This is a genomic window from Streptomyces blastmyceticus (assembly GCF_039521185.1).
Classification (GTDB): domain Bacteria; phylum Actinomycetota; class Actinomycetes; order Streptomycetales; family Streptomycetaceae; genus Streptomyces; species Streptomyces blastmyceticus.
Window position 1 is genome coordinate 36,061 of sequence record NZ_BAAABW010000010.1, and the last position, 24,881, is coordinate 60,941.

Here is a 24,881-nt window from a genome sequence, read left to right on the forward strand (position 1 = left end):
CCGGCCGGAGAAAGGTCCCGCGGGACCACCGCGCGGGGCGACGTCGGGCGGGCGCTCGCGATCGGCTCCACGACCGGGAAACGGTATGTACGCGGATGCTCAAGGAATCGCAAAAACACGGCAGGACGCGACGCGTTGGGCAGTCCTTGAGAGCGCCACGACGAGGCGGCCCTTCCGCCGTCATTAACCCTGCATGAGGGGAACTCGGGCAGTCAAGGGAAGATCGTTCCAAGTTCCGTTTGACTTTCCGGCAAGGGGGCAACTCGCTTTGATTTCACCCCGAAGCAGGGCCTCCTGCCTGCCGCGGGCGCATGCATAAAGATCGAACTTCCGGTGTTCGGAACGCGTATGGAAGGCGTCGAGTACGGCTGACGCGACATCAGATAAATGCCTCAACCTAGCGGCTCCATACGGGAAAGAATAGCGAAACCCTGTCGGACCGTCATGAGAGGTAAGCCACGCCGGGGGCCCGTACGAAGCCTCTTGAAAGACGGCGGAAATCCCGCTTCACTGAAACCGCGATTCCGCTTCAGCGGGCGAGGCGATCCGAGCACAAGCCCCCACCGCAGCATCGATTTTCGGCCAACGTCCGGCCGGATCTCCCTCGCCGGACCGGTGTTTTCCGGCCACTGAAGACTGAAACATGAAAGGCAAGTGGTATGCACCGCAAGTTGTGCCCGGCGGAGACGCTCTACGTCGCCCAGCGGAGCCGCGCCGTGCTCTCGTGCACCGTCCGCGGCGACCTCGACGAGAAGCTCCTCGCCGCCGCCTTCGCCGCCAAGGTCGCCGAACACCCCTCCCTGCGCTCCCGGATCGGCCAGGAAGGCGACGCGTACGCCCTCCGGCCGCTGGACGAGGCCGACCTGCCCCGCCTCGTCGTACGGCCCGGCGGCCCCACCGCCCTCATGGACGAGCACAACACCCCGCTGCCGGACGGCGGCCCCCTCGTACGGGCCGCCCTGCTCCGCGGCGGGAGCGAGCACACCGTCGTCCTGAGCGTCGACCACACCATCACCGACGGCCACAGCGCCATCGCCCTCTACGACGCACTGTGGCGCACCTACGCGGCACTCGCCGACGGCAAGGCCGCCGCCCCCGCGACCGGGGCGTACGACTGGCCGGCACCCGCCACCGACCTGCTGCCCCCGGCCGACCCCGAGGAGACCGAGCGCTACCTCGCCCGCCGGACCGAGCGCACCCGGCGCCTCCCCATCACCGCCCTGCCCTACGCGGCCGCGGGCACGCGCCGCCCGGAAGGGGAGCACAAGGTCGCCGTCCAGCGCGTCCTGCTCCGGCCCGAGGAGACCACCGCCCTCCTCGGCCACTCCAAGGCCACCGGCGTCTCCGTGCACGGACTCGTCAGCGCGGCCCTGCTCAAGGCCGTCCGCCGCGGCATCGGAAGCGACGGCACCAAGGCGCTCGGCTGCATGTCACCCGTCGACCTCCGCTCCCGCGTGACCCCGCCCCTGCGACGCGAGGTCATGGTGCCCGCCGTCACCTCCTGCCTGGACGTCGTGGACGTGGCCGACGACACCGACCCGCTGGAACTCGGCCGCCAGGTCACCGCCAACCTGCACGGAGCCATCGAACGAAGCGAGTTCATCCACGAGACACGCATCCTCGCGCAGGTGATCCGCAACCCCGCCCTGCTCGCCACCAGCGTCATCGTGACCAACATGGGCCGCGTCCCCGCCCCACCCGCCCCGCGCGGCCTGGAACTCACCGACGTACGCCTCATCCCCGTCCGCGACAACTACTACCCCCAGGCAGGACGAGGGCCCGTGATGGGATGCGTCGTCTCCTTCGACGGCCGCCTCGCCATCGAACTGCCCTACAGCACCGAGTGCTTCGGCCACGACCAGATCCGCGAGATCCGCGACGACGTGCACACCGCCCTGCTCGCCTTCGCCGCGCACGGCGAAGCGGCCGTCGCGGGCTGACACGACGCCGCCCGCACGCACAGCACCCCCATCATCAGGCTGAGTCCAGGAGCGCGCCTGAAGTGAGAACACTGAACGACCCGTGTGCCCCTCCCGTCACCCCCCTGCTGCGCCGCGCGCAGGCCGGTGACCGCCAGGCCATGAACGACCTCCTCCTGCACATCGCCCCCTATGTGGGACGGCTCTGCCTGCCCATCGCCCAGGGGCACAGCTCCGACGCCGCGCAGGAGGCCATGCTCGCGATCTACCGCGGCATCCGGGGCCTGCGCGAACCCGCGGCCTTCTACGGCTGGGTCCGGGCCGTGACCGTGCGGGAGGCGATACGCACCTCCAAGCGGCTCAGCCAGGGCTCGGCCGACGGCCTGCCCGACCTGGCCCAGGACGCCGACCCGTTGGACACCGTCCACATCTCCGACGTCATGGACCGGCTGCCCGACCAGCACCGCCAGATCCTCACCCTCCGCGCCGTCTACGGCATGAACGAACAGGAGATGGCCGCGACCCTCTCCCTGCCGGTCGGCACCGTACGGTCGCGGCTGCACCGCGCACGGCGGAACTTCCAGGACGCCTGGCACCAGCGCGCCGCCTGACCGGCCGTCGGGGACGCCCGGCCGGCGGCGACTGTCACGAATCCACCGTCACCGCATCTGACCTGCTGGTATTCTGAAGGGATGTACATCCGACCCCTTCCCGGCTGCCGCCCTTCCGGAGACGCGACGTGCGCCGGCGCGGCGACCCACGGGCCCGTGCCGGCATGACCGAAGCCCCCACGCGTGTCATTCGGAGTAACGCCGAGTCCTTGTCCCTAGGATTGCGGGATGTACATAGCCAGCACGTTCCCCGGAGGGGTGATCCGGTGAACAGGTCCGAGGCCACCGACGAGCAATGGGAGGGCCTTGCGGAGGTCGTCCCCTTGCGCGGTCACCATTCCTGGCCGTCCTGGCCCAACCACCGGGCGCTGCCCGAGGAGGAGCCGGAGCCGAACCGTCGTCAGCTCGTCGTCCTGCGCGTCCAGATCTTCGCGGACGCCCGCGAGGTCGCGGAGCACCTGATGGCCCGCATCCCGGTGCTGCTCGACCTCACCAGCGCCGACACCGACGTCGCGAAGCGGATCCTCGACTTCTCCAGCGGCGTCGTCTTCGGCCTGGGCAGCGGCATGCACCGCGTCGACACCAATGTCTTCCTCCTCGCGCCCGAAGGCACCGAGGTGGCCTCGGGGTACCCCGATCGTAGGAAGAGTGATCAGCTGAAACGGTTTGGCTGAGCGGCCGCCGCATACGGTCCGGGCATGGACACACACCGTGCCCGACCGGCCGCCGCCCCCCACTCCCAGCGCCCCGCGGTGACCGAACTCCGGCTCTCCGCCTTCAAGTCCCACCGCAACGCCGTCTTCCCGCTCGGCCCGCTGACCCTCTTCCGCGGCGCGAGCGGCAGCGGCAAGTCCAGCGCTCTCCAGGCCTACGAGGCGCTGGCCCGGCTCGCGGGCGGCGACAGCCTCGACGAGGCCCTGACCCCCGTCGCCGGCGGCGCCCCCGCCTGCGTACCCCACCGGGCGAGACCCGACGCCCAGGGGCGGCGCGGATTCCGGATCGGCTGCACCGTCGACGGGCCCGCGGGCACCGTCCGGCTCGACGTGGCCGTGCAGGCCGAGCCCGAACTCCGCGTCGTCGGCGAACGGCTGACCGGCTCCGGCCGGACCCTGCTGTCCACCGCCCTGCGCGACCCCGGGCTCCGCACGGTCGAGGCCGCCTGGCACACCGCAGGCACCGTGCCGGTCACCCGGGCACCCCTGCCGGACGACAGACTGGGCACCGCCCTGCTGCCGCTCCGCGTCGCGGGCAAGACCGCCGGCCAGCGCCTGGTCCTCGACGCCGCCGAACAGGTCGTGGTCGCGCTGCGCTCCGTCTTCGCCTGCGACCCCCGGCCCGAGCTGATGCGCACCCCGGTCGCCGCGCGCGACGGCCTCCTGCGGGGCGCCTGCGACAACGTGGCCGCCGTGCTCGGCCGCACCCGCAACGAATGCGTCACCCGCCACGCGGCCCTGGTCGCCGCCGTGGGCGAGGGCTGCAGGGGCCCGGTGGAGGGCCTGTCCGTCGAGGGCCTGACCGGTGGTTTTGTACGGGGCGTGCTGGCCCGGGACACGGGCGCGGCCACACCGCTGGAGCGGCTGGGCGACGGCGAACTGCGCTATCTGGCCCTGAGCCTGGTGCTGCTGACCGGCCCCGGGGTGCTGGACATGGACCCGGTCGCCGAGGTGCTGCCCGCCCGGCAGGCCCTCACCGTGCTGGCCGACGGCTTCGACCGCTGCCTCGACCCCCGCCAGGCCCGCGCCCTGCTGGGCCTGGCGGCGCGGATGTGCGAGCGCGGGCATGTCCGCCTGGTGGGCACCGTGCGGGGCGACGTGGACCAGGAGCCGCGGGGGGCCGAGGAGGAGACGGTGGCGGCGTCGATGGTAGACCTGGGCGTGTGAGCGGAGAACATCATCAGGAACCAGGGCGGACCGGCGGGCCGTCGCGAGAGCGGTGCGAGGACTCCTCGCGCGCGGCGCGGCCGGGCGGCGAGCTCGACGCACTCCAGCGGCGGCTGGCGGACTTCGCCGCGGCCCGCCGGTGGCAGCCCTTCCACACACCCAAGAACCTCGCCGTGGCGCTGAGCGTCGAGGCGTCCGAACTGGTCGAGATCTTCCAGTGGCTGACGCCGGAGGAGTCGGCGCGGGTGATGGACAGCCCCGGCACGGCGGGGCGGGTGGAGGACGAGGTCGCGGACGTCCTGGCGTACCTCCTCCAGTTCTGCCAGGTCCTGGGGATCGACGCCGCCGCGGCGCTCGCGGCGAAGATCGAGCGCAACGAACACCGCTTCCCAGTACCGGAAGAATCCACTCCGGATTCGCCCATCCGTCACTCTCCGGAGTGATTGAGTTATCCACACCGCATCTGGTATCCACAGATTTCTGAATTCCCCTGGCTTTTCCGGCGGTTAGTCATCACTCTGGGTAGTGACGAAGTGACGGACGCACAGACGGCAAAGCGGCAGTCGGAAAAGTGGGGGACCGGACATGGACGCAATGCGGCTCATCGGGGCCACGCGAACGGCCCTGGCGCAGGCCAGGGCCGTTCAGGACATCGTCACCGAGGCCTGGCAGAGCCAGGCGCTGGCGGGCGCGATCGGCAGCCACCTCGCGGTCCACGGGCCCTTCGAGGCCCGGGCCGCGGCGGACGGCCTCAGCGAAGCGGGCACCCACGCCTCCGGCGCGCTGCGGCAGACCCTGCGCACCGGCCCGGCCAGGGCCGCGCAGCTGACCGAAGTGCGCGACCACTGGAGCACCTTGACCGGGCTCTGCGTCCTCCTCGGAGAGGTCGGCATAGCCCTGGTGGGCGTCGCCTGCTCCTCCGACGAGGACGCCCTCTACTGGCAGTGCATCGAAGCGATCGACGCCGCCGACGAGACGAGCGACCGGGTGCGCTGGTTACAGAGACGGCTCGCGCTCCGCGAGCGGGAAGGAGGCGCCGCGTGAAGCGCCGACGGTCAGCCCGCACCGCCTCCGCCGGACGAGGGCCGCTCGCCGGGCGACTGCGCGGGCGGCTGCAAATCGGCGTCGAGCTGCGACAGATCGGCGTTCAGCGCGGCCATCAGCTCCTCCATCTGCTGAAGCAGCCCCTTGGGCGCACCCTGCTGCGGGGGAGCGGACTGTGCGGGCACCGATCCGTCGGGCACGGCTTCCTGGGTCATCGCGGCCTCCTCGGCCCTGGCCCTCCCGGTGCGGGCGGGCGGCGTTGCGGTCGTCGCCTCCGGCAGCGGACACCGGTGCGCGGGCCGGGCGGTCCGGCTCCGCCCGAGCCAACGACCACCGGGCCCGGCGGACACTTCCCACCCGGCGCCGACGACCGAATTTCACCCGACCGGGGTGGGTGGTGCGAAGGAGGGTACGGACGGTTGACGCACGTGCGGCAGTGCAGGATGGGGGCATGGATCTGCGTATCTTCACCGAGCCCCAGCAAGGGGCCGGCTATGACACCTTGCTCACCGTCGCCAAGGCCACCGAGGACCTCGGCTTCGACGCCTTCTTCCGGTCCGACCACTATCTGGCCATGGGCTCCGCCGACGGTCTGCCGGGCCCGACCGACGCCTGGATCACCCTGGCCGGGCTCGCCCGGGAGACCCGCCGCATCCGCCTCGGCACCCTGATGACCGCCGGCACGTTCCGGCTGCCCGGCGTCCTCGCCATCCAGGTGGCGCAGGTCGACCAGATGTCGGGCGGACGGATCGAGCTGGGGCTGGGGGCGGGCTGGTTCGAGGAGGAGCACCGGGCCTATGGCATCCCCTTCCCCAAGGAGAAATTCGGGCGCCTGGAAGAACAGCTGGAGATCGTCACGGGACTGTGGGGGACCGAGGTCGGCAAGACCTTCAGCTTCCACGGCACGCACTATCAGCTCACCGACTCCCCGGCCCTGCCCAAGCCCGCCCAGGACAAGCTGCCGGTGCTCATCGGCGGCCACGGCGCCAAACGGACACCCAGGCTCGCCGCGAAGTTCGCGGACGAGTTCAACATCCCCTTCGCCTCCATCGAGGACAGCGAGCGGCAGTTCGGCCGGGTCCGCGCGGCCGCCGAGGAAGCCGGCCGCAAGGGCGGCGACCTGGTGTACTCCAACGCCCTGGTCGCCTGTGTGGGCAAGGACGACGCCGAGGTGGCGCGACGGGCGGCGGTCATCGGCCGTGACGTGGCCGAGCTGAAGGCCAATGGGCTGGCGGGCTCGCCGGCCGAGGTCGTCGACAAGATCGGCCGGTATGCGGCGATCGGCTCGTCCCGGATCTACTTCCAGATCCTGGACCTCGACGACCTCGACCACCTGGAACTGATCTCCTCGCAGGTCCAGTCCCAGCTGAGCTGACGTCCCCGACCCGTCCCCGGAGACGAGGAGCACCCGTGACACCTGCCCCCGCCGTCCCATTCGCCGACGCGCTCGCGAGGGGAGCGCTCGTCCTGGACGGAGGTCTGTCCAACCAACTGGCGGCCCAGGGCTGCGACCTGTCCGACGCCCTGTGGTCGGCCCGGCTGCTCGCCGACGGGCCGGAACAGATCGAGCGGGCACACGCGGCCTATGTGCGGGCAGGCGCTCGGGTGCTCATCACGGCCGGCTACCAAGCGACGTTCGAGGGATTCGCCGCCCGTGGCATCGGCCGGGCGAAGGCGGCGGAACTGCTGCGCGGCAGCGTGACACTGGCGAGAAGGGCGGGGGCGGGGGAGGGAGGGGAGGGGGGAGGCCCCCCATGGGTCGCCGCCTCCGTCGGGCCCTACGGCGCGATGCTCGCCGACGGCAGTGAGTACCGCGGCCGGTACGGGCTGAGCGTGGCGGAGCTGGAGCGTTTCCACCGGCCGCGGATCGAGGCGTTGGCCGGGGCCGGGCCGGATGTCCTCGCCCTGGAGACCGTGCCGGACGTGGACGAGGCCGAAGCGCTGCTGCGGGCGGTCGAGGGGTGCGGGGTGCCCGTGTGGCTCTCGTACAGCGTGGCCGGAGGGCGTACGCGGGCGGGGCAGCCCCTGCGCGAGGCGTTCGCGCTCGCCGACGGCAATGACCAGGTCGTCGCGGTCGGCGTCAACTGCTGTGAGCCCGACGACGCTTACCCGGCCGTCCAGCTCGCCGCGGAGGTCGCCCGGAAGCCTGTCGTGGTCTACCCGAACAGCGGTGAGTTGTGGGACGCGCAGGCGCGGGCCTGGCGGGGCCGCCCCACCTTCGACCCCGACCGCGTCGCCGCATGGCGGGCGGCGGGCGCCCGTCTCATCGGCGGCTGCTGCCGCGTGGGCCCCGCGGAGATCGCGAGGCTGGCCCGCGTCCTGGAGCCTTCACCGCCGGAACCGGCCCCGCCGGGCCGCACGCCGTAACTCGCCTGATGCGTCTACCAGTTACGTCAACCACAGCCCGGGGCCACGGGTTCACCGATAGCGTGGAAGGCGTGGGAAACCGTGTGCGGAACGGGGGGTCTGGGTCCCCTTCGGCCCAGGAGTCCGGACGATCGGGTGGTGAACATGACTACTCAGGACACCGAGGACGCGATAGCCAGGAAGCGGCCGACGGAGCTGTCACCGGGAGCGGTGGTCGCGCAGTCCTTGGACAACGAGTGGGTCAACGCGCAATTGACCAAGGAAATGATCGAGAAGGGAACCTCGCTCCGGGACGTCGAGAAGATCCGGGGCAAGGAGGCGCGCGCCGAATACTTCCGCAGCCTCCTCAACACCCGGCAGGTGGTGGTCAACCGGGTGTTCTTCTACAACAACCGGGCCGTGAGCTGCGACCTCGTGGAGGGCGGTGCCGCCCGGCGCGCCCACCAGAAGCTGCTGGGGGACGGCTCGCTGGTGCCCTATCTCGTCAATGAGCATCAACCGGCCGAGCGCCCGCCGAACATGACCGTCGACGAGCAGGCGTTCACCGCCTGGCAGGAGACCGTGGAGGGGATGCCGGCGAGCTCGCGCATCACCTGCGTCCGGATGTCCTGGGAGGACCAGGAGAACCGCGACGCCACCAGGAACGGACTCTTCAACCCCTTCGCCGGCCAGGTGCAGCGCCTGACCGCGACGGACATCCCCCTGCTCGCCGCCCAGGTCGGCGTCCCGCCGGAGCGGACCGCGCAGTTCGGCGCGCGGCTCCACGAGCTCGTCGGGTTCAGCAGCGACCGGCGCACCCGCGGCGAGCTCGTCTCCCGCAGGGTGCTCTACGACGAGTTCGTGTCCGTGCCCGGTCTGCCCGCCTCCGACGTGCGCTACGACAGGAACAAGCCGTTCGCCGGGGAGGTCAAGCAACTGCTCGACCTCATCTACAACGTCAACCTCGCCGACGCGCTCGGCATGTACCCGCTGACACCGTCCGGCGGCCTCCGGAGAATCGCGCTCCAGGAGTGGCGGGACGTACGGACGGCCCCCAGCGGCGTGGTCACCGACCCCGAACAACTGCTGCTGTTCCTGCGCCGGCAGGCGTTCTCCACCGTCCAGGACCGGCTGACGCCGTCCGCGGTCGACACCCTGACCCTGGAGGACATCTGGACCCTGCGCCAGAGCGAGCCCTGGCACGAGTACATGCGGGCCTTCGACGCGCTGACCGCCGACCCGGCCGCCTTCCACGACCGGGTGGGGCGCGTCTTCGACCGGTACGTCCGCCTCAACTCCGAGATCGTCCGCGTCGCCGCGGGCCGCCGCGCGAGCCGGGCGAAGGCCGGCAAATGGGCCCCCGTCATCGAAGTGGTCGTCATCGTCGGCGGCGCCGTGTTCAGCGCGATCACCGGGGACGACACCTGGGGCGTCGTCGGGGACGTCGGGGCGGTGTCGGCCAAGGCCGGCGGCTCCGTGCAACTGGTGCTGCGCAACAGGCGGGAGGGGCGGCGCGAGCAGAAGTTCGCCCGGGAGATCGCGGCGGTCCGGTTCGACAGCGCGCGGGAGTGGGAACAGTTCCACAGCATGGTGCGCCGGCTCCCCGGATACCGGGAGCAGAGCGGTTCCCGGGCGGCCACCAGCTCCGCCACCGTCCAGGACGACATCCCGGAGTACTGATCGCAGTGCGAGAAGAAGCCGCGTCCGCGTACGACCGTCTGCGCGCCGCCCGCCCCGAGCTGTTCGGCAACGACCCGGGCGGGATCGACATCCTCCTCGACCCGGACGCCGTCGAGGAGGCGCGGCGCAGCACCGGCTGCGGCGAGGACGAGCGGGTCGGCGTCGTCTACGCCGACCGCTTCGTCACGCTCGTGCGCGACGCGGTCCGCTTCCCCGGCGGCGCGCTCGGGCTGTACGTACGGATGCTGTCCACCGCCACCGGGCCCGGGGCAGTGATCCTCCCCCTGGTGGGCGCCGACGGCGTCGTCCTCGTGGAGCACTACCGGCACGCCACCCGCGCCTGGCACTGGGAGGTGCCGCGCGGCATGGGCCTGGCCGGGGCCTGTGGTGCGCAGACCGCCGCGCGCGAGCTCGCCGAGGAGCTCGGCACGCGGCCCACGGAGCTGATCCCGCTGGGGCGGGTGCATCCGGACAGCGGACTGCTCGGTGACCACGTCGAGTTGTACGCGGCCCGCATCGAGCGGATCGGGGCGCTCGACGCCGCCGAGGGGATCCGGCGGACGGTCACGCTGCCGTGGCCGGAGGTGGCGCAGATGATCGCCGACGGGGCCATCACCTGCGCGTTCACGATCGCGGCACTGACCCGCGCGTGGCTGCGCGGCCTGCTGGGCGACCCCGCCGTCCGACCTGCCCAGTGGGAAAACAATTAGGGGACACCGTACGAATGGGGCGATACTCGACCGCGTGTTCCTGACGATAAGCACCACCGGCACCGTGGACGACCCCGCCACCGACCTGGGGTTCCTGCTGCACAAGCACCCCGACAAGGCGCAGCGGTTCTCGACCTCGCACGGCGTCGCGCACGTCCTCTACCCCGAGGCGACCGCCGAGCGCTGCACGGCCGCGCTGTTGCTGGAGGTCGATCCCGTGGCGCTGGTGCGCCGGGCCAAGGGGCGTGGCGGGGCGCCCGATTCGGCGCTCGCGCAGTACGTCAACGACCGCCCGTACGCGGCGTCCTCGCTGCTGGCCGTCGCGCTCGCCGCCGTCTTCTCCACCGCGCTCAAGGGCCGGTGCGAGGCCCGTCCCGAACTGCCCGGACGGCCGCGGCCCCTGCGTATCGAGGTGCCCGCCCTGCCCGCGCGGGGCGGCCCGGCCCTGGTGGAGCGCCTCTTCGCGCCGCTGGGCTGGACGGTCACGGCGCAGCCGGTGGCGCTGGACGAGCGGTTCCCGGAGTGGGGCGACTCGCGGTACGTACGGCTGGTCCTGGAGGGCGAGCAGACGCTCGCCGACGCCCTGCGGCACCTGTACGTCCTCCTCCCCGTGCTCGACGACTCCAAGCACTACTGGGTGGCGCCCGACGAGGTGGAGAAGCTGCTGCGGTCAGGTGCCGGCTGGCTGGCGGACCACCCGGAGCAGCGGCTGATCACCAGCCGCTATCTCGCCCGCAGCCGCCCCCTGACGCGTGACGCCCTCGACCGGCTCGCGCTCGCCCGCCTCGCCGAGGCCGACGACAGCGAGGCCGAGGAGCTCGACAACGCGGTGGACGAGGAGGCGGACACCGAGGAGAAGCCGGTGCCGCTCGCCGTGCAGAGGCGTGCGGCGATCCTCGGCGCGCTGCGCGACGCCGGCGCCGCCCGGGTCCTCGACCTCGGCTGCGGCCAGGGACAGCTGGTCGGGGAGCTGCTGAAGGACGTGCGGTTCACCGAGGTCGTCGGCGTGGACGTGTCGATGCGCGCGCTCAAGGAGGCCGCGCGGCGGCTGCGCCTGGAGCACATGGGCGAGCGCCAGGCGGCCCGGGTGACGCTGCTGCAGGGCTCCCTCGCGTACACCGACCGCCGGCTGACCGGCTACGACGCGGCCGTGCTCAGCGAGGTCGTCGAGCACCTCGACCCGCCGAAGCTGCCCGCCCTGGCGTACGCGGTGTTCGGCGCGGCCCGCCCCGCCACCGTCGTGGTGACCACCCCGAACGTGGAGTACAACGTGCGCTGGGAATCCCTGCCCGCCGGACACGTCCGCCACGCCGACCACCGCTTCGAGTGGACCCGCGAGGAGTTCCGCGCCTGGGCCGCGGAGGTCGCCGGACGGTACGGATACGGGGTGGAGTTCGCCCCGGTGGGACCCGACGACCCCGAAGTGGGGCCGCCCACGCAACTGGCCGTCTTCCGCAGGAACGAGACCGTGAAGGAGGCGAAGGCCGCATGACCGGCACCACAGCGGACGGAGTCCGTACCCTCGCTGTGCCCGACCTCAGCCTCGTGGTGCTCGTCGGCGCCACCGGATCGGGCAAGTCCACTTTCGCCGCGCGGCACTTCGCGCCCACCGAGGTGCTCTCCTCGGACTTCTGTCGCGGGCTCGTCGCCGACGACGAGAACGACCAGGGCGCCAGCGGCGACGCCTTCGACGTCCTGCAGTACATCGCGGGCAAGCGGCTCGCCGCCGGGCGGCTCACCGTCGTCGACGCCACCAACGTCCAGCCGGAGAGCCGCAAGCAGTTCGTACGGCTGGCGCGCGAGCACGACGTGCTGCCCGTCGCGATCGTCCTCGACCTGCCCGAGGACGTGTGCGCGGCCCGCAACGCCGCCCGCCCCGACCGCGCCGCCCTCCCACGCCACGTCGTCCAGCGCCACCGGCGCGAACTGCGCCGCTCGCTGAAGCACCTGGAGCGCGAGGGGTTCCGCACGGTGCACGTCCTGCGGAGCGTCGCCGAGGCGGAGTCCGCCGAAGTCGTCCGGGAGCGCCGCTTCAACGACCTGCGCCACCTCACCGGCCCCTTCGACATCGTCGGTGACATCCACGGCTGCCGCTCCGAGCTGGAGACCCTGCTGACGCGGCTCGGCTACACCCTGACCCGCGACGCCTCCGGCCGCCCGGTGGACGCCGCGCACCCCGAGGGCCGTACGGCCGTCTTCGTCGGCGACCTCGTCGACCGCGGACCGGACAGCCCCGGCGTGCTGCGCCTGGTCATGGGCATGGTCGCGGCCGGGCACGCGCTGTGCGTCCCCGGCAACCACGAGCACAAGCTGGGCCGCCACCTCAAGGGCCACAAGGTCAAGGTCGCCCACGGTCTCGCCGAGACGGTCGAGCAGCTGGGGAGGGAGGACGAGGCGTTCCGCGCTCGGGTCGGGGAGTTCATCGACTCCCTCGTCAGCCACTACGTCCTCGACGGTGGCACCCTCGTCGTCTGCCATGCCGGGCTGCCGGAGAAGTACCACGGCCGCACCTCCGGCCGGGTCCGCTCGCACGCCCTGTACGGCGACACGACGGGGGAGACCGACGAGTTCGGCCTCCCCGTGCGCTACCCGTGGGCCGAGGACTACCGCGGCCGCGCCGCCGTGGTCTACGGCCACACCCCGACCCCGTCGGCGACCTGGCTGAACAACACCATCTGCCTCGACACCGGTGCCGTGTTCGGCGGCAGGATGACGGCCCTGCGCTGGCCCGAGCGCGAGCTCGTGGACGTACCGGCAGAACAGGTCTGGTACGAGCCGGTGCGGCCGCTCGTCGCCGAGGCGCCGGGCGGCGGCGACGGCCGGCCGCTCGACCTCGCCGACGTCACCGGGCGCCGCGTCGTGGAGACCCGGCACATGGGCCGGATCGCGGTGAAGGAGGAGAACGCCGCCGCCGCGCTGGAGGTGATGAGCCGCTTCGCCGTCGACCCCCGGCTGCTCGCCTACCTCCCGCCCACGATGGCCCCCTGCGCGACCTCCAAGGAGGAGGGCTACCTGGAGCACCCCGCCGAGGCGTTCGCCGCCTACCGCGGCGACGGCGTGCGCCAAGTGGTGTGCGAGGAGAAGCACATGGGGTCGCGTGCGGTGGTCCTCGTCTGCCGGGACGCGGACGTGGCGCGCGAGCGCTTCGGTGCCGCGGACGGCGTGCGCGGCGCGCTGTACACCCGCACCGGACGGCCGTTCTTCGACGACCCGGAGACGACCGGACGCGTCCTGGACCGGCTGGCCGGCTGCGTCCGGGGCGCCGGCCTCTGGGAGGAACTCGGCACCGACTGGCTGCTCATGGACGCCGAGCTGATGCCCTGGTCCCTCAAGGCCGCCGGTCTCCTGCGCAGCCAGTACGCCGCCGTCGGCGCCGCCTCACGGTCCGTCCTCCCGGACGCGATCGCGGCCCTGGAGGCCGCCGCCGAGCGCGGTGTGGACGTCGCGGGTCTGCTCGGCAGACAGCGCGAGCGGGCCGGTGACGCGGAAGCCTTCACCGAGGCGTACCGCCGCTACTGCTGGCCGGTCGGCGACCCGGCGCGTCCGGAGGGCATCGAGGACACCGATGGCCTGGACGGCATCCGCCTGGCGCCGTTCCAGTTCCTCGCCGCCGAGGGCCGCAGCCTGGCCGCGCTCCCGCACGACGGACAACTGGCCCTGATCGACCGGATGATCGCGGAGGAGGAGTCCGCGAGCGGCCACCACGACGGCGCGCGGCACATGAACCGCCTGCTCGCCCCCACCCGCCGGCTGGTCGTCGACACCGAGGACGAGGCGTCGGTCGCCGCGGGCGTCCGGTGGTGGCTGGACCTCACCGCAGCCGGTGGCGAGGGCATGGTCGTCAAGCCCCTCCAGGCGTACGTGAAGGGCGCGGGCGGCCGCCTCGTCCAGCCGGGCGTGAAGTGCCGCGGCCGGGAGTACCTGCGCGTCGTCTACGGCCCCGAGTACACCCGCCCGGAGAACCTCGCCCGCCTGCGCGTGCGCCACCTCGGCCACAAGCGCTCCCTGGCGCTGCGCGAGTACGCCCTCGGCCTGGAGGCACTGGACCGGCTGGCCGACGGCGAGCCCCTGTGGCGCGTCCACGAGGCGGTCTTCGCCGTCCTCGCCCTGGAGTCGGAGCCGGTGGACCCGCGGCTGTAGGGGCGGCCCGCCCGCAGGACTACCGCCGGGCGCGGAAGGCACGGCGGTAGTCCTGCGGCGGCACCCCCATCGCCTTGGTGAAGTGCCGCCGCAGGTTCGCGGCCGTACCCAGCCCGCACAGCCGCGCCACCCGGTCCACGGGCAGGTCGCCACCCTCCAGCAACTCCCGCGCCCGGCCGATCCGCTGCGTCTGCAGCCAGCGCATCGGGGTTGTTCCTGTGGCCGCAAGGAAGCGGCGGGCGAAGGTGCGCGGGCTGGTGTGCGCCTGCCGCGCCAGGTCGGTGACCGTCAGCGGCCGGTCGAGCCGTTCCACCGCCCAGTGCAGCAGCGGGGCGAGGGAGTCGTCCCGGCGCTCCGGCAGCGGGGTGTCGATGTACTGGGCCTGGCCGCCGGGCCGGTGCGCGGGTGCGACGAGCTGCCGGGCCAGGGTGCCGGCCGCCTCGCTGCCGTAGTCCTCGCGCACCAGGTGCAGGCAGACGTCGATGCTCGCGGTCGACCCCGCCCCGGTGACGATGTCGCCGTGGTCGACGTAGAGCACCGCCGGATCGACGCGGACGGCCGGGAACCGCTCGGCGAGCAGCGGGGCGTACATCCAGTGGGTGGTGGCCGTGCGGCCGTCGAGCAGCCCGGTGGCCGCGAGCGTGAACGCGCCCGAACACAGCGACACCAGCCGCGCGCCCCGCCGGTGCGCGGCGCGCAGGGCGTCGACCAGCTCCGGCGGCGGGTCGCCGCGCACGTCCGCCGAGGCGGGCACCAGCACGGTGTCGGCGGCGATCAACTCCTTCGCGCCGTACGGCGTCCGGGTGCGGAACCACGAACGGGCGGCCGCGTCGCCGTCCGTGCCGATGGCGCAGACGCGCAGGTCGTACCACCCCTTCGGGGTCTCGGGCCGGTCCGTGCCGAAGATGTGGCAGGGGATGGCCACTTCGAAGAAGGGCAGGCCGTCGGTCACCGCCACCGCGATCGTGGGCATGGCAGTAATGTAGCGGGTGTTGTCGGTCCTGCCACTCGTGATCGTCCGCTGTTGCCCCGATGCTGGATCGACATGACGATCCCCCGCACGACCTCCCCGGGGAGCGGTGTGTCCGCGGCCCCCGCCCCCGCACCCTTGCCCGACCCGCGCCGCTGGCTGATCCTGGCGGTGGCGTCCATCGCCCAATTCCTCGCCGTGCTCGACGTGGTGGCCGTCAACATCGCCTTCCCCCTGATCGGCGAGGACTTCCGCGCGGCCTCGCCCGGCGCGCTGTCCTGGGTGCTCAACGCCTACACGATCACGCTCGCCGCGCTGCTGATCCCGGCCGGCCGGCTGGCCGACGGGACGGGCCGCCGGCGCTCGTTCCTCCTCGGCCTGTCCCTCTTCGGTCTCGCCTCCACCGCCTGCGGCCTCGCCCCCGGCCTGGGCTGGCTGATCGCGGCCCGGGTCGCGCAGGGCATCGGCGCCGCCGTCCTGGTGCCCACCTCGCTCTCCCTGGCCCTGCCCGCCTTCCCGGCCCGCGACCGCGCCACCGCGGTCGGCGTCTGGACCGCGGTCAGCGCGCTCGCGGCCGGCTCGGGGCCGGTGATCGGCGGCCTGCTCGCCGCCTCCAGCTGGCGCTGGATCTTCCTGATCAACGTGCCCGTCGTCGTGGCCGCCGTGGTCGCGGGCGTCCGCCTGCTGCCGCGCTCCGAGCCGGGCGCGCGGCACCGCCCCGACCTCCTCGGCACCGCCCTGGTGCTCGTCGCCATCGGCGGTCCGACGACGGCGCTGGCGCAGGCGGGCGAGTGGGGTTACGGCTCACCGCTCACCCTCGGCGCGTTCGCCGCCGGGGTCGCCGCGGCCGCGCTGTGCGCCGTCCATGTGCGCCGGACCTCCGACCCCGTGATCGATCCCGCCCTCTTCCGCACCCGGGGCTTCACCACGGCGGTGGCCGGGCTGTTCGCCTACTTCCTCGCCTATCAGACGCTGCTGCTCGCCACCTCCGTGCTGTTCACCGACGTCTGGGGCTACTCCGTGCAGCACGCCGGCCTGGCCCTCGCGCCCTGGCCCTGCACCGTCCTCGTCGTCTCGGCCCTCTCCGGCAGGATCGTGCGGCTGCTGGGGGAGCGCGGCGGCGCCGCCCTCGGCGCCCTGTGCTTCGTGGCCGCCCCGCTGTGGTGGCTGCTGACCGCCGCGCAGGACCCGCACTACGCCACGCGCTTCCTGCCCGGCCTGGTGCTCTGCGGCATCGGCACGGGCCTCTACCAGCCCGTGATGTTCGCCGCGACCGGCGCCCTGCCCGCGCACCGGATGTCCCTCGGCTCGGGCGTCCTGATGCTCTCGCGCCAGTGCGGCACCGCCCTCGGCGTGGCGGTCCTCGTCGCCCTGGGCGGCGGGGAGCCGCACACGGGAGCGGGGGCGCTGCGGGCCGGCTGGGTCTTCGCCGCGGTCGCGGCCGCCCTCGCCCTGCTCGCCGCGGTGATGTTCCGCCGTGGTGCACCGCGTGATCTCGGGTGATCCAGGCCAGGATGGAAGGATGGGATTCCATGTCGACTCCGAGGCCGGCCGGCTGCGCCGCGTCATACTGCACCGCCCGGGACTGGAGCTCAAGCGGCTGACGCCGTCCAACAAGGACGCGCTCCTCTTCGACGACGTGCTCTGGGTGCGGCGGGCGCGCGCCGAGCACGACGGGTTCGCCGACGTGCTGCGCGAGCGCGGGGTGGCGGTGCACTTCTTCCAGGACCTGCTGGAGGAGAGCCTGGCGGTGCCGGGCGCGCGCTCCCACGTGCTGGACCGGGTCTTCGACGAGAAGGAGTACGGGCCGCTCGCCACGGGCCGGCTGCGGGCCGCGTTCGACGGGATGCGGGCGCCCGAGCTGGGCTCCTGGCTGGTCGGCGGGATGACCAAGCGGGAGTTCCTGGAGCGCTACCCGGAGCCGGTCTCGGTCCGCTTCCACGCGATGGACCTGGACGACTTCCTGCTCAACCCGCTGCCCAACCACCTCTTCACCCGGGACACCTCCGCCTGGGTCTACGACGGGGTGTGCGTCAACGCGATGCGCTGGCCCGCCCGTTGGCACGAGACCGTGCACTACGAGGCGGTCTACCGCCACCACCCGCTGTTCGCGGCGGGCTTCGACCGGGGGACGGAGGAGGACGGCTTCCACGTCTGGTCCGAGGGGCAGGCCGCCTACCCGTCCACGATCGAGGGCGGCGACGTGCTCGTCATCGGCGAGGGCGCCGTGCTGATCGGGATGAGCGAGCGGACCACGCCGCAGGCCGTGGAGATGCTCGCCCACCGGCTCTTCGCCACCGGCTCGGCCCGCACGATCGTGGCACTCGACATGCCGAAGCGGCGCGCGTTCATGCACCTGGACACCGTGATGACGATGGTGGACGGCGACACCTTCACGCAGTACGCCGGGCTGGGCGGCCTCCGCTCGTACACCATCGAGCCGGGGGCGGGCGAGCGTGAGCTGAAGGTCACCGACCACCCGCCGGAGCACATGCACCGCGCGATCGCCGCCGCGCTCGGCCTCGACTCGATCCGCGTGCTGACCGCGACGCAGGACGTGCACGCGGCCGAGCGGGAGCAGTGGGACGACGGCTGCAACGTGCTGGCGATCGAGCCGGGCGTCGTGGTCGCCTACGAGCGCAACGCGACGACCAACACCTACCTGCGCAAGCACGGCATCGAGGTCATCACCATCCCCGGCAGCGAGCTCGGCCGCGGCCGGGGCGGGCCGCGCTGCATGAGCTGTCCCATCGAACGGGACGCGGTCCCCCGAAGCTGAGCCCACCTCTTCGCATAGCAATGCGGTTAATCGTATATGCTTCCGTTTTCCCGCAGTCGTGAGCTAGGAGCCCACCCCATGGCGACAGACCTCAAGGGCCGCCACTTCCTCAAGGAAACGGACTTCACCGCCGAGGAGTTCCGCAGTCTGGTCGAGCTCGCCGCCGAGCTCAAGGCGGCGAAGCGGGAGGCCGTCGAGCGGCAGCGCCTCCAGGGCCGCAACATCGCGCTCATCTTCGAGAAGACCTCCACCCGCACCCGCTGCGCCTTCGAGGTCGCCGCCGCCGACCAGGGTGCCCGCACGACCTACCTCGACCCCGCGGGCTCGCAGATGGGCCACAAGGAGTCCGTCCGGGACACCGCCCGGGTCCTCGGCCGGATGTTCGACGCGATCGAGTACCGCGGCCACGGCCAGGAAGTGGTGGAGGAGCTGGCGGTCAACGCCGGGGTGCCGGTCTTCAACGGGCTCACCGACGAGTGGCACCCCACCCAGATGCTCGCCGATGTGCTCACCATGTCCGAGCACACGGCCAAGCAGCTGGAGCACGTCGCCTACGCCTACCTCGGCGACGCCCGCTACAACATGGGCAACTCCTATCTGATCACCGGCGCCCTCCTCGGCATGGACGTCCGCATCGTGGCGCCGGAGGAGCTCTGGCCCGCCCCGGAGATCGTCGCCGAGGCCCGGCGCCTGGCCGAGGCGAGCGGCGCGCGCATCACCCTCACCGCGGATGTCGCCGAGGGCGTGCGCGACGCAGACTTCGTCGCCACCGACGTATGGGTGTCGATGGGCGAGCCCAAGGAGGTGTGGGACGCGCGGATCGCGCTGCTGGCGCCGTACGCCGTCACCATGGACGTGCTGAACGCGACGGGCAACCCCGCGGTGAAGTTCCTGCACTGCCTGCCCGCTTTCCACGACCTCGGCACGACGGTCGCCCGCGAGATCCACGAGCGCCACGGCCTGACCTCGCTGGAGGTGACCGACGAGGTCTTCGAGTCCTCGCACTCGGTGGTCTTCGACCAGGCGGAGAACCGCATGCACACGATCAAGGCGGTGCTGGTGGCGATGCTGGCCGATTGAGGGCGGCGGGCATCGGTGCGGTCCGGGGGCCCCGGATCTCTATCGCGACCCCGTGACGACAGTCACAGTGCGGTGATAACTTCACGGAGCATGCACCAGCCCCCAGGCTGAAGGAGTGCGCACCATGGCCCCGTTCACCGGCTCCGCACCCCGCACCGAGAAATGGCAGCACCTGCGTCTGAGCGTCGACTCCGGTGTCGCCACCGTCACCCTCTCCCGCCCCGGCAAGCTCAACGCGCTCACCTTCGGCGCCTACGCCGACCTGCGCGACCTGCTGCCCGAGCTCGCCCGGGACGGCTGCGTACGGGCCCTCGTCCTCGGCGGCGAGGGCCGCGGGTTCTGCTCCGGCGGTGACGTCGACGAGATCATCGGGGCCACCCTGGCCATGGACACCGGGCGCCTCCTCGACTTCAACCGGATGACCGGACAGGTCGTCCGCGCCCTGCGCGAGTGCCCGTTCCCCGTGGTGGCCGCCGTGCACGGCGTCGCGGCGGGCGCCGGCGCCGTCCTCGCGCTCGCCGCCGACTTCCGCGTCGCCGACCCCACCGCCCGCTTCGCCTTCCTCTTCACCAGGGTCGGCCTCTCCGGCGGCGACATGGGCGCCGCCTACCTCCTGCCCCGCGTCGTCGGCCTCGGCCACGCCACCCGGCTGCTGATGCTCGGCGAGCCCGTACGCGCCGACGAGGCCGAACGCATCGGACTCGTCAGCCAGTTGACGGAGGAGGGCGGTGCGGCCGCGGCGGCGCAGTCCCTCGCCCGCCGCCTCGCCGCCGGGCCCGCCCTCGCCCACGCCCAGACCAAGGCCCTGCTCACCGCCGAACTCGACATGCCCCTCGCGGCGGCCGTCGAGCTCGACGCCGCCACCCAGGCGCTGCTGATGAACAGCGCCGACTACGCCGAGTTCCACGCCGCGTTCACCGAGAAGCGGCCGCCGGTCTGGCAAGGGCGGTGAGCATGCGGGTCGCGGTCATCGGCGGCGGCCCCGGCGGCCTCTGCGCCGCCGCCCTGCTGAAGCGTCTCGCCCCCGACCGCGTCGTCACCCTCTGGGAGCGCAACGCCCCCGACGACACCTTCGGCTTCGGCGTCGTCCTCTCCGACGAGACCCTCGGCGGCATCGAGACCGCCGACCCGGACGTCCACGCCGCCCTGGGCGCCGAGTCCGTCCGCTGGGACGCCATCGACATCGTGCACCGCGGCCGCACCCTGACCTGCGGCGGCCACGGCTTCGCCGCCCTCGGCCGCCACCGGCTCCTGGAGATCCTCCACGCCCGCTGCCGTGAGCTCGGCGTCGACCTCCGCTTTTCCACCGAGGCGCCGCCCGCCGCGGAACTGGCCCGCTCCCACGACCTCGTCATCGCCGCCGACGGCGTGCACAGCACCACCCGCGACGCCCACCGGGACCACTTCCGCCCCACCCTCATCACACACCGGTGCCGCTACATCTGGCTCTCCGCCGACTTCGCGCTCGACGCCTTCCGCTTCGAGATCGCCGAGACCGAGCACGGAATCATGCAGCTCCACGCCTACCCCTACGCCGCCCCCTCGGCGGGCGGACCGCACCCGGCCGCGGGCGCGAGCACCGTCATCGTCGAGATGCGCGAGGAGGTCTGGCGGCGTGCCGGGCTCGACCGCTGCGACGAGGCCGCCTCCGTCGAGCGGTGCGGCGCGTACTTCGCCGGCTTCCTCAAGGGCCGCCCCCTGCGCGCCAACCGCTCCGCCTGGACCGCGTTCCGCACGGTCGTCAACGCCCGCTGGTCGCACGGCAACACCGTGCTCCTCGGCGACGCCGCCCACACCGCCCACTTCTCGATCGGCTCCGGCACCAAACTCGCCGTCGAGGACGCGGTCGCCCTCGCTGCCCGCCTCCAGGACGGCGCCCCGGTCGACGGGGCCCTCACGGCGTACGAGGCCGAGCGCCGCCCGGTCGTGGAGTCCACCCAGCGCGCCGCCCGCGCCAGCCTCGAATGGTTCGAGAACCTCGCCGTCCACACCGGCCGGCCGCCGTACCGCTTCGCGTTCGACCTCCTCACCCGCAGCCGTCGCGTCACCCACGACAACCTCCGGCTGCGCGACCCGGAGTTCGTCGCCTCCGTCGAGGACGAGGCGGGCATACCGCCCGGCACCCCGCCGATGTTCACCCCCTTCCGGCTGCGCGGGCTGACCCTGCGCAACCGCGTCGTCGTCTCGCCCATGGACATGTACTCCGCCGTCGACGGCACCCCCGGCGACTTCCACCTCGTCCACCTCGGCGCCCGCGCCCTCGGCGGCGCCGCCCTGGTGATGACCGAGATGGTGTGCGTCAGCCCCCGGGGGCGCATCACCCCCGGCTGCACCGGGATGTACGCACCGGAACACGAGACCGCCTGGCGCCGCGTCACCGACTTCGTCCACACCCAGGCACCCGGCACGGCCATCGGGATCCAGCTCGGCCACTCCGGCCGCAAGGGCTCCACCCGCCGCCAGTGGGAAGGCATCGACCAGCCGCTGCCGCACGGCAACTGGCCCCTCGTCGCCCCCTCCGCGCTGCCCTACCGGCCCGGCGTCAACCAGATCCCGCACGCCCTGACCACCGCCGAAATGACCGGCATACGCGAACAGTTCACGCTCTCCGCCGCCGCGGCCGCCCGTGCGGGCTTCGACCTGCTCGAACTCCACTGCGCGCACGGCTATCTGCTCTCCGGCTTCCTGTCCCCCCTCACCAACCGGCGCACCGACGCCTACGGCGGCACCCTCGCCGCCCGGCTGCGCTATCCCCTGGAGGTATTCGACGCGGTACGGGCCGTCTGGCCCGCCGACCGGCCCATGACCGTACGGATCTCCGCCACCGACTGGGCGGACGGCGGCACCACGGCCGAGGACGCCGTCGCCGTCGCCCGCGCCTTCGCCGCTCACGGCGCCGACGCGCTCGACGTCTCCACCGGCCAGGTCGTCCCCGACGAACAGCCCGCGTACGGCCGCTCCTACCAGACGCCCTTCGCCGACCGGATCCGCCACGAGGCGGGCGTCCCGGTGATCGCGGTGGGCGCCATCTCCTCCTGGGACGACGTCAACTCCCTGATCCTCGCGGGCCGCACCGACCTCTGCGCCCTCGCACGCCCCCACCTCTACGACCCGCACTGGACGCTGCACGCGGCCGCGGAGCAGGGCTACGAGGGCACGCCCGCGCCCTGGCCCGCGCCGTACCGCGCGGGCAGCCGCAGACCGCCGACGGGCCGGGGCGCCTGACCGGCCCGCCCGCGGGGGGCTCACGCCAGCGCCGCGTCCACGAAGCGTTCCCCCGCGCCGCGCAGCCGCGCGTGCAGCCCTGCGAAGACGCGCGCCGAGCGCACCCCCGGCCAGTCCGCGGGCAGCAGGGTCACGGGCAGGCCGGGGTCCGCGTAGGGCAGGTGCCGCCAGGAGTCCAGCGCGAGGAGGTAGTCGCGGTAGGCGTCCTGCGCGGGGACGGTCCGCCGCCGCGCCCAGCGGTGCAGCACGGGCTCGTGCGCGGCGAGGAAGACGCGGTGCCGGTCCGCCAGCGCATCCAGGTCCCACCACCGGCCCACCGCCTCCGCCGTCGGCTCGAACCCGAGGTGGGAGCCCCGGAACAGGTCGACGTAGGAGGACAGTTCCAGGCGCTCCAGGGTGTGCCGGGTCTCCTCGTGCACATGCGCCGGTGCGATCCACACCCCGGGTGCGGCCGCGCCGAAGCCCAGCCGGGCCAGCCGCGAGCGCAGCAGGTGGCGCTTGTGCCGTTCCTCCTCGGGCACCGAGAAGACGGCCAGCAGCCACCCGCCGGCCGAACGCGTCGACATCCGGCCGTAGATGCGCCGGTCGCCGTCGTCCAGCAGCTCCCGGGCCGCGTCCGACAGCCCGTACCCCGCCGCGCCCCCGGGGGCGCGGTCCGGGACGAGCAGTCCGCGGCGTTTGAGGCGGGAGACGGCGGACCGTACCGAGGGCGAGTCCACGCCCACGGCGGCCAGCAACCGGATCAGTGCCGCGATCGGCACCGTGCGGCCGGCCGGCTGTTCGGCGCGGGTGCGACCGTACGCGCCGTAGAAGGTGACGATGAGGGACCGAGGAGTGTGCAGTGGTTGCTGGTCAGTCACGGGGAAACTGTAAAGCTCCGTTGCGGAGCCGGAAGCGCTGGAGTTTGCCGGTGGGCGTGCGGGGGAGGGCGTCGTGGAACTCGATCTCGCGAGGGCACTTGTACGGGGCGATCTCCTTTTTGGTGAACTCCCGCAGCTCCGCGACGGTCTCCGCGGTGCGCGGCACGCCCGGCCGCAGCACCACGTGGGCGACGACGGCCTCGCCCCGCCGCTCGTCCGGCCGCCCCACGACGGCCGCCTCCAGCACCTGGGGATGGCGCAGCAGCGCCTCCTCGACCTCGGGCCCCGCGATGTTGTGGCCGGCCGAGATGATCATGTCGTCGGCGCGGGCGACATAGCGGAAGTAGCCGTCGCTCTCGCGGACATAGGTGTCCCCGGTGAGATTCCAGCCGTCCCGCACGTACGCGCGCTGCCGGGCGTCGGCGAGGTAGCGGCAGCCGGTGGGCCCGCGCACCGAGAGCAGCCCCGGTTCGCCGTCCGGCACGGGCAGCCCGTCCGCGCCGACGACGCGCGCCTCGTAACCGGGCACCGGCAGGCCGGTGGTGCCGGGGCGGACGGCCTCGTCGGCGGCGGAGACGAAGATGTGCAGCATCTCGGTGGCGCCGATGCCGTTGATGAGCCGCAGCCCGGTGGCCTCCCGCCAGGCGTGCCAGAGCGCGGCAGGCAGGTGCTCGCCCGCGGAGACGCACCGGCGCAGGGACGAGATGTCGTGCGCGCCGAGCCGGGCGAGCATCGCGCGGTAGGCGGTCGGCGCGGTGAACAGCACGGTGACGCGGTGCCGTTCGACGTCCTCCAGCAGCCGCTCGGGGCCGCCCCAGTCGGACAGCAGCGCCGAGGCGCCCGCCCGCAGCGGGAAGATCACCAGGCCGCCGAGCCCGAAGGTGAAGCCGAGCGGCGGGCTGCCCGCGAAGACGTCGTCGGGGCGCGGCCGCAGCACCCGCGCGGAGAACGTGTCGGCGACCGCGAGCACGTCCCGGTGGAAGTGCGCGCACCCCTTGGGCCGTCCGGTGGTGCCGGAGGTGAAGGCGATCAGCGCGACGTCGTCTGCGGAGGTCGGAACCGCCGCGTACGATGGGGGTTTGTCCGCGGCCAGCCGCAGAAGGTCGTCCGGGCTCTCCCCGCCGTACGGTGTGACCCGTAAGGAGGTCACGGACGCCCGCGCCAGGTCGTCCACCGACCGGGTGTCGCACAACGCGTGCCGGACGCGGGCCAGTTCGCAGATCGTCGCGAGTTCCCGCGGGCGCTGCGCGGCCAGGACGGTCACCGCCACGGCCCCCGCCTTCATCACCGCCAGCCAGCAGGCCGCGAGCCAGGGCGTGGTGGGGCCGCGCAGCAGCACCCGGTTGCCGGGCACCACGCCCAGGTCGCCGGTGAGCGTGTGCGCGATCCGGTCGACGTGCCCCTTCAGCTCCCCGTACGACCAGACGCCGCCCGCCCCGTCCCGTACGGCGGGCCGGTCCGCGCCCAGCCGGGCCACCGTCGCGTCCAGCAGCTCCGCACCGCAGTTGAGCCGGGCGGGGTAGCGCAGCGGGGGCCGGTCCGCCAGGTCGAAGCGGAGCACGGGCCACTGGTCGGCGGGCGGGAGGTGGTCGCGCGGGAAGGTGTCGACATGGGCCGACGGTTCGAGCTCCATCGCG

21 protein-coding genes are annotated in these 24,881 nt (G+C 73.0%); 17 read left to right on the forward strand and 4 right to left on the reverse strand.

The window, feature by feature from the left end:
* Window positions 1–659 precede the first annotated feature (659 nt).
* From ABD269_RS09235 to ABD269_RS09260, 6 genes are all read left to right on the forward strand, one after another.
* On the forward strand, window positions 660–1,940 hold the full coding sequence (locus ABD269_RS09235; protein WP_344117298.1) for a phthiocerol/phthiodiolone dimycocerosyl transferase family protein: 1,281 nt from the start codon (window positions 660–662) through the stop codon (window positions 1,938–1,940).
* Window positions 1,941–2,002: 62 nt separating this feature from the next.
* Entirely contained in the window at window positions 2,003–2,530 is a 528-nt protein-coding gene (locus tag ABD269_RS09240) for an RNA polymerase sigma factor (protein ID WP_301891722.1), read from the forward strand.
* A 266-nt stretch (window positions 2,531–2,796) separates the two neighbouring features.
* Window positions 2,797–3,204: a cell division protein SepF gene (locus ABD269_RS09245; protein ID WP_116214386.1), complete on the forward strand. Its 408-nt coding sequence runs from the start codon at window positions 2,797–2,799 to the stop codon at window positions 3,202–3,204.
* A 24-nt stretch (window positions 3,205–3,228) separates the two neighbouring features.
* Window positions 3,229–4,410 carry an AAA family ATPase gene (locus tag ABD269_RS09250; RefSeq protein WP_344117299.1) on the forward strand — a complete coding sequence of 394 codons (1,182 nt, stop codon included), beginning with the start codon at window positions 3,229–3,231 and terminating at the stop codon, window positions 4,408–4,410.
* Window positions 4,411–4,523: 113 nt separating this feature from the next.
* The gene (locus ABD269_RS09255) at window positions 4,524–4,853 is read left to right on the forward strand and encodes a nucleotide pyrophosphohydrolase (RefSeq protein WP_344117327.1); all 330 of its coding nucleotides are present in this window, start codon (window positions 4,524–4,526) and stop codon (window positions 4,851–4,853) included.
* A 142-nt stretch (window positions 4,854–4,995) separates the two neighbouring features.
* Entirely contained in the window at window positions 4,996–5,454 is a 459-nt protein-coding gene (locus ABD269_RS09260) for a DUF6099 family protein (RefSeq protein ID WP_344117300.1), read from the forward strand.
* Between the two features lie 11 nt (window positions 5,455–5,465).
* On the opposite strand, the gene ABD269_RS09265 is transcribed toward ABD269_RS09260, so the two are convergent.
* Window positions 5,466–5,669, reverse strand: coding sequence for a hypothetical protein (locus tag ABD269_RS09265; RefSeq protein WP_301891716.1), 204 nt, complete (start codon window positions 5,667–5,669; stop codon window positions 5,466–5,468).
* Window positions 5,670–5,905: 236 nt separating this feature from the next.
* Between ABD269_RS09265 and ABD269_RS09270 the strand changes: the two genes are divergently transcribed.
* The 6 genes from ABD269_RS09270 to ABD269_RS09295 all read left to right on the forward strand — a co-directional run bounded on the left by ABD269_RS09270 (window position 5,906) and on the right by ABD269_RS09295 (window position 14,330).
* A complete protein-coding gene (locus tag ABD269_RS09270) occupies window positions 5,906–6,829 on the forward strand; it encodes an LLM class F420-dependent oxidoreductase (protein WP_301891714.1) in 924 nt (307 codons plus the stop codon).
* A 35-nt stretch (window positions 6,830–6,864) separates the two neighbouring features.
* The gene (gene mmuM, locus ABD269_RS09275; RefSeq protein WP_344117301.1) at window positions 6,865–7,821 is read left to right on the forward strand and encodes a homocysteine S-methyltransferase; all 957 of its coding nucleotides are present in this window, start codon (window positions 6,865–6,867) and stop codon (window positions 7,819–7,821) included.
* A 144-nt stretch (window positions 7,822–7,965) separates the two neighbouring features.
* Complete coding sequence (locus ABD269_RS09280) at window positions 7,966–9,480, forward strand: hypothetical protein (RefSeq protein WP_344117302.1); 1,515 nt, start codon at window positions 7,966–7,968, stop codon at window positions 9,478–9,480.
* 5 nt (window positions 9,481–9,485) lie between these two features.
* Window positions 9,486–10,190, forward strand: coding sequence for an NUDIX hydrolase (locus tag ABD269_RS09285; protein WP_344117303.1), 705 nt, complete (start codon window positions 9,486–9,488; stop codon window positions 10,188–10,190).
* A gap of 34 nt (window positions 10,191–10,224) precedes the next feature.
* Window positions 10,225–11,682, forward strand: a complete 1,458-nt coding sequence (locus tag ABD269_RS09290) for a 3' terminal RNA ribose 2'-O-methyltransferase Hen1 (RefSeq protein ID WP_344117304.1) — start codon at window positions 10,225–10,227, stop codon at window positions 11,680–11,682.
* Entirely contained in the window at window positions 11,679–14,330 is a 2,652-nt protein-coding gene (locus ABD269_RS09295; protein ID WP_344117305.1) for a polynucleotide kinase-phosphatase, read from the forward strand. The genes ABD269_RS09290 and ABD269_RS09295 overlap by 4 nt, the downstream gene beginning before the upstream one ends.
* A gap of 19 nt (window positions 14,331–14,349) precedes the next feature.
* On the opposite strand, the gene ABD269_RS09300 is transcribed toward ABD269_RS09295, so the two are convergent.
* Window positions 14,350–15,303, reverse strand: a complete 954-nt coding sequence (locus tag ABD269_RS09300; RefSeq protein WP_344117306.1) for a GlxA family transcriptional regulator — start codon at window positions 15,301–15,303, stop codon at window positions 14,350–14,352.
* A gap of 72 nt (window positions 15,304–15,375) precedes the next feature.
* On the opposite strand from ABD269_RS09300, the gene ABD269_RS09305 reads away from it, so the two are divergent.
* The 5 genes from ABD269_RS09305 to ABD269_RS09325 all read left to right on the forward strand — a co-directional run bounded on the left by ABD269_RS09305 (window position 15,376) and on the right by ABD269_RS09325 (window position 22,384).
* On the forward strand, window positions 15,376–16,803 hold the full coding sequence (locus ABD269_RS09305; protein WP_344117307.1) for an MFS transporter: 1,428 nt from the start codon (window positions 15,376–15,378) through the stop codon (window positions 16,801–16,803).
* Window positions 16,804–16,822: 19 nt separating this feature from the next.
* Window positions 16,823–18,079, forward strand: coding sequence for an arginine deiminase (locus ABD269_RS09310; protein ID WP_344117308.1), 1,257 nt, complete (start codon window positions 16,823–16,825; stop codon window positions 18,077–18,079).
* Between the two features lie 78 nt (window positions 18,080–18,157).
* Window positions 18,158–19,159, forward strand: coding sequence for an ornithine carbamoyltransferase (gene argF, locus ABD269_RS09315; RefSeq protein ID WP_344117309.1), 1,002 nt, complete (start codon window positions 18,158–18,160; stop codon window positions 19,157–19,159).
* Window positions 19,160–19,283: 124 nt separating this feature from the next.
* On the forward strand, window positions 19,284–20,111 hold the full coding sequence (locus ABD269_RS09320) for an enoyl-CoA hydratase family protein (protein WP_301891699.1): 828 nt from the start codon (window positions 19,284–19,286) through the stop codon (window positions 20,109–20,111).
* Between the two features lie 2 nt (window positions 20,112–20,113).
* Window positions 20,114–22,384 carry a bifunctional salicylyl-CoA 5-hydroxylase/oxidoreductase gene (locus ABD269_RS09325; protein ID WP_344117310.1) on the forward strand — a complete coding sequence of 757 codons (2,271 nt, stop codon included), beginning with the start codon at window positions 20,114–20,116 and terminating at the stop codon, window positions 22,382–22,384.
* Window positions 22,385–22,404: 20 nt separating this feature from the next.
* Here ABD269_RS09325 and ABD269_RS09330 read toward each other — a convergent pair whose 3' ends face one another.
* Both ABD269_RS09330 and ABD269_RS09335 read right to left on the reverse strand, forming a co-directional pair.
* Window positions 22,405–23,244 carry a PaaX family transcriptional regulator gene (locus ABD269_RS09330; protein ID WP_344117311.1) on the reverse strand — a complete coding sequence of 280 codons (840 nt, stop codon included), beginning with the start codon at window positions 23,242–23,244 and terminating at the stop codon, window positions 22,405–22,407.
* The gene (locus ABD269_RS09335; protein ID WP_344117312.1) at window positions 23,237–24,877 is read right to left on the reverse strand and encodes an AMP-binding protein; all 1,641 of its coding nucleotides are present in this window, start codon (window positions 24,875–24,877) and stop codon (window positions 23,237–23,239) included. The genes ABD269_RS09330 and ABD269_RS09335 overlap by 8 nt, the downstream gene beginning before the upstream one ends.
* Between the last annotated feature and the right edge of the window lie 4 nt (window positions 24,878–24,881).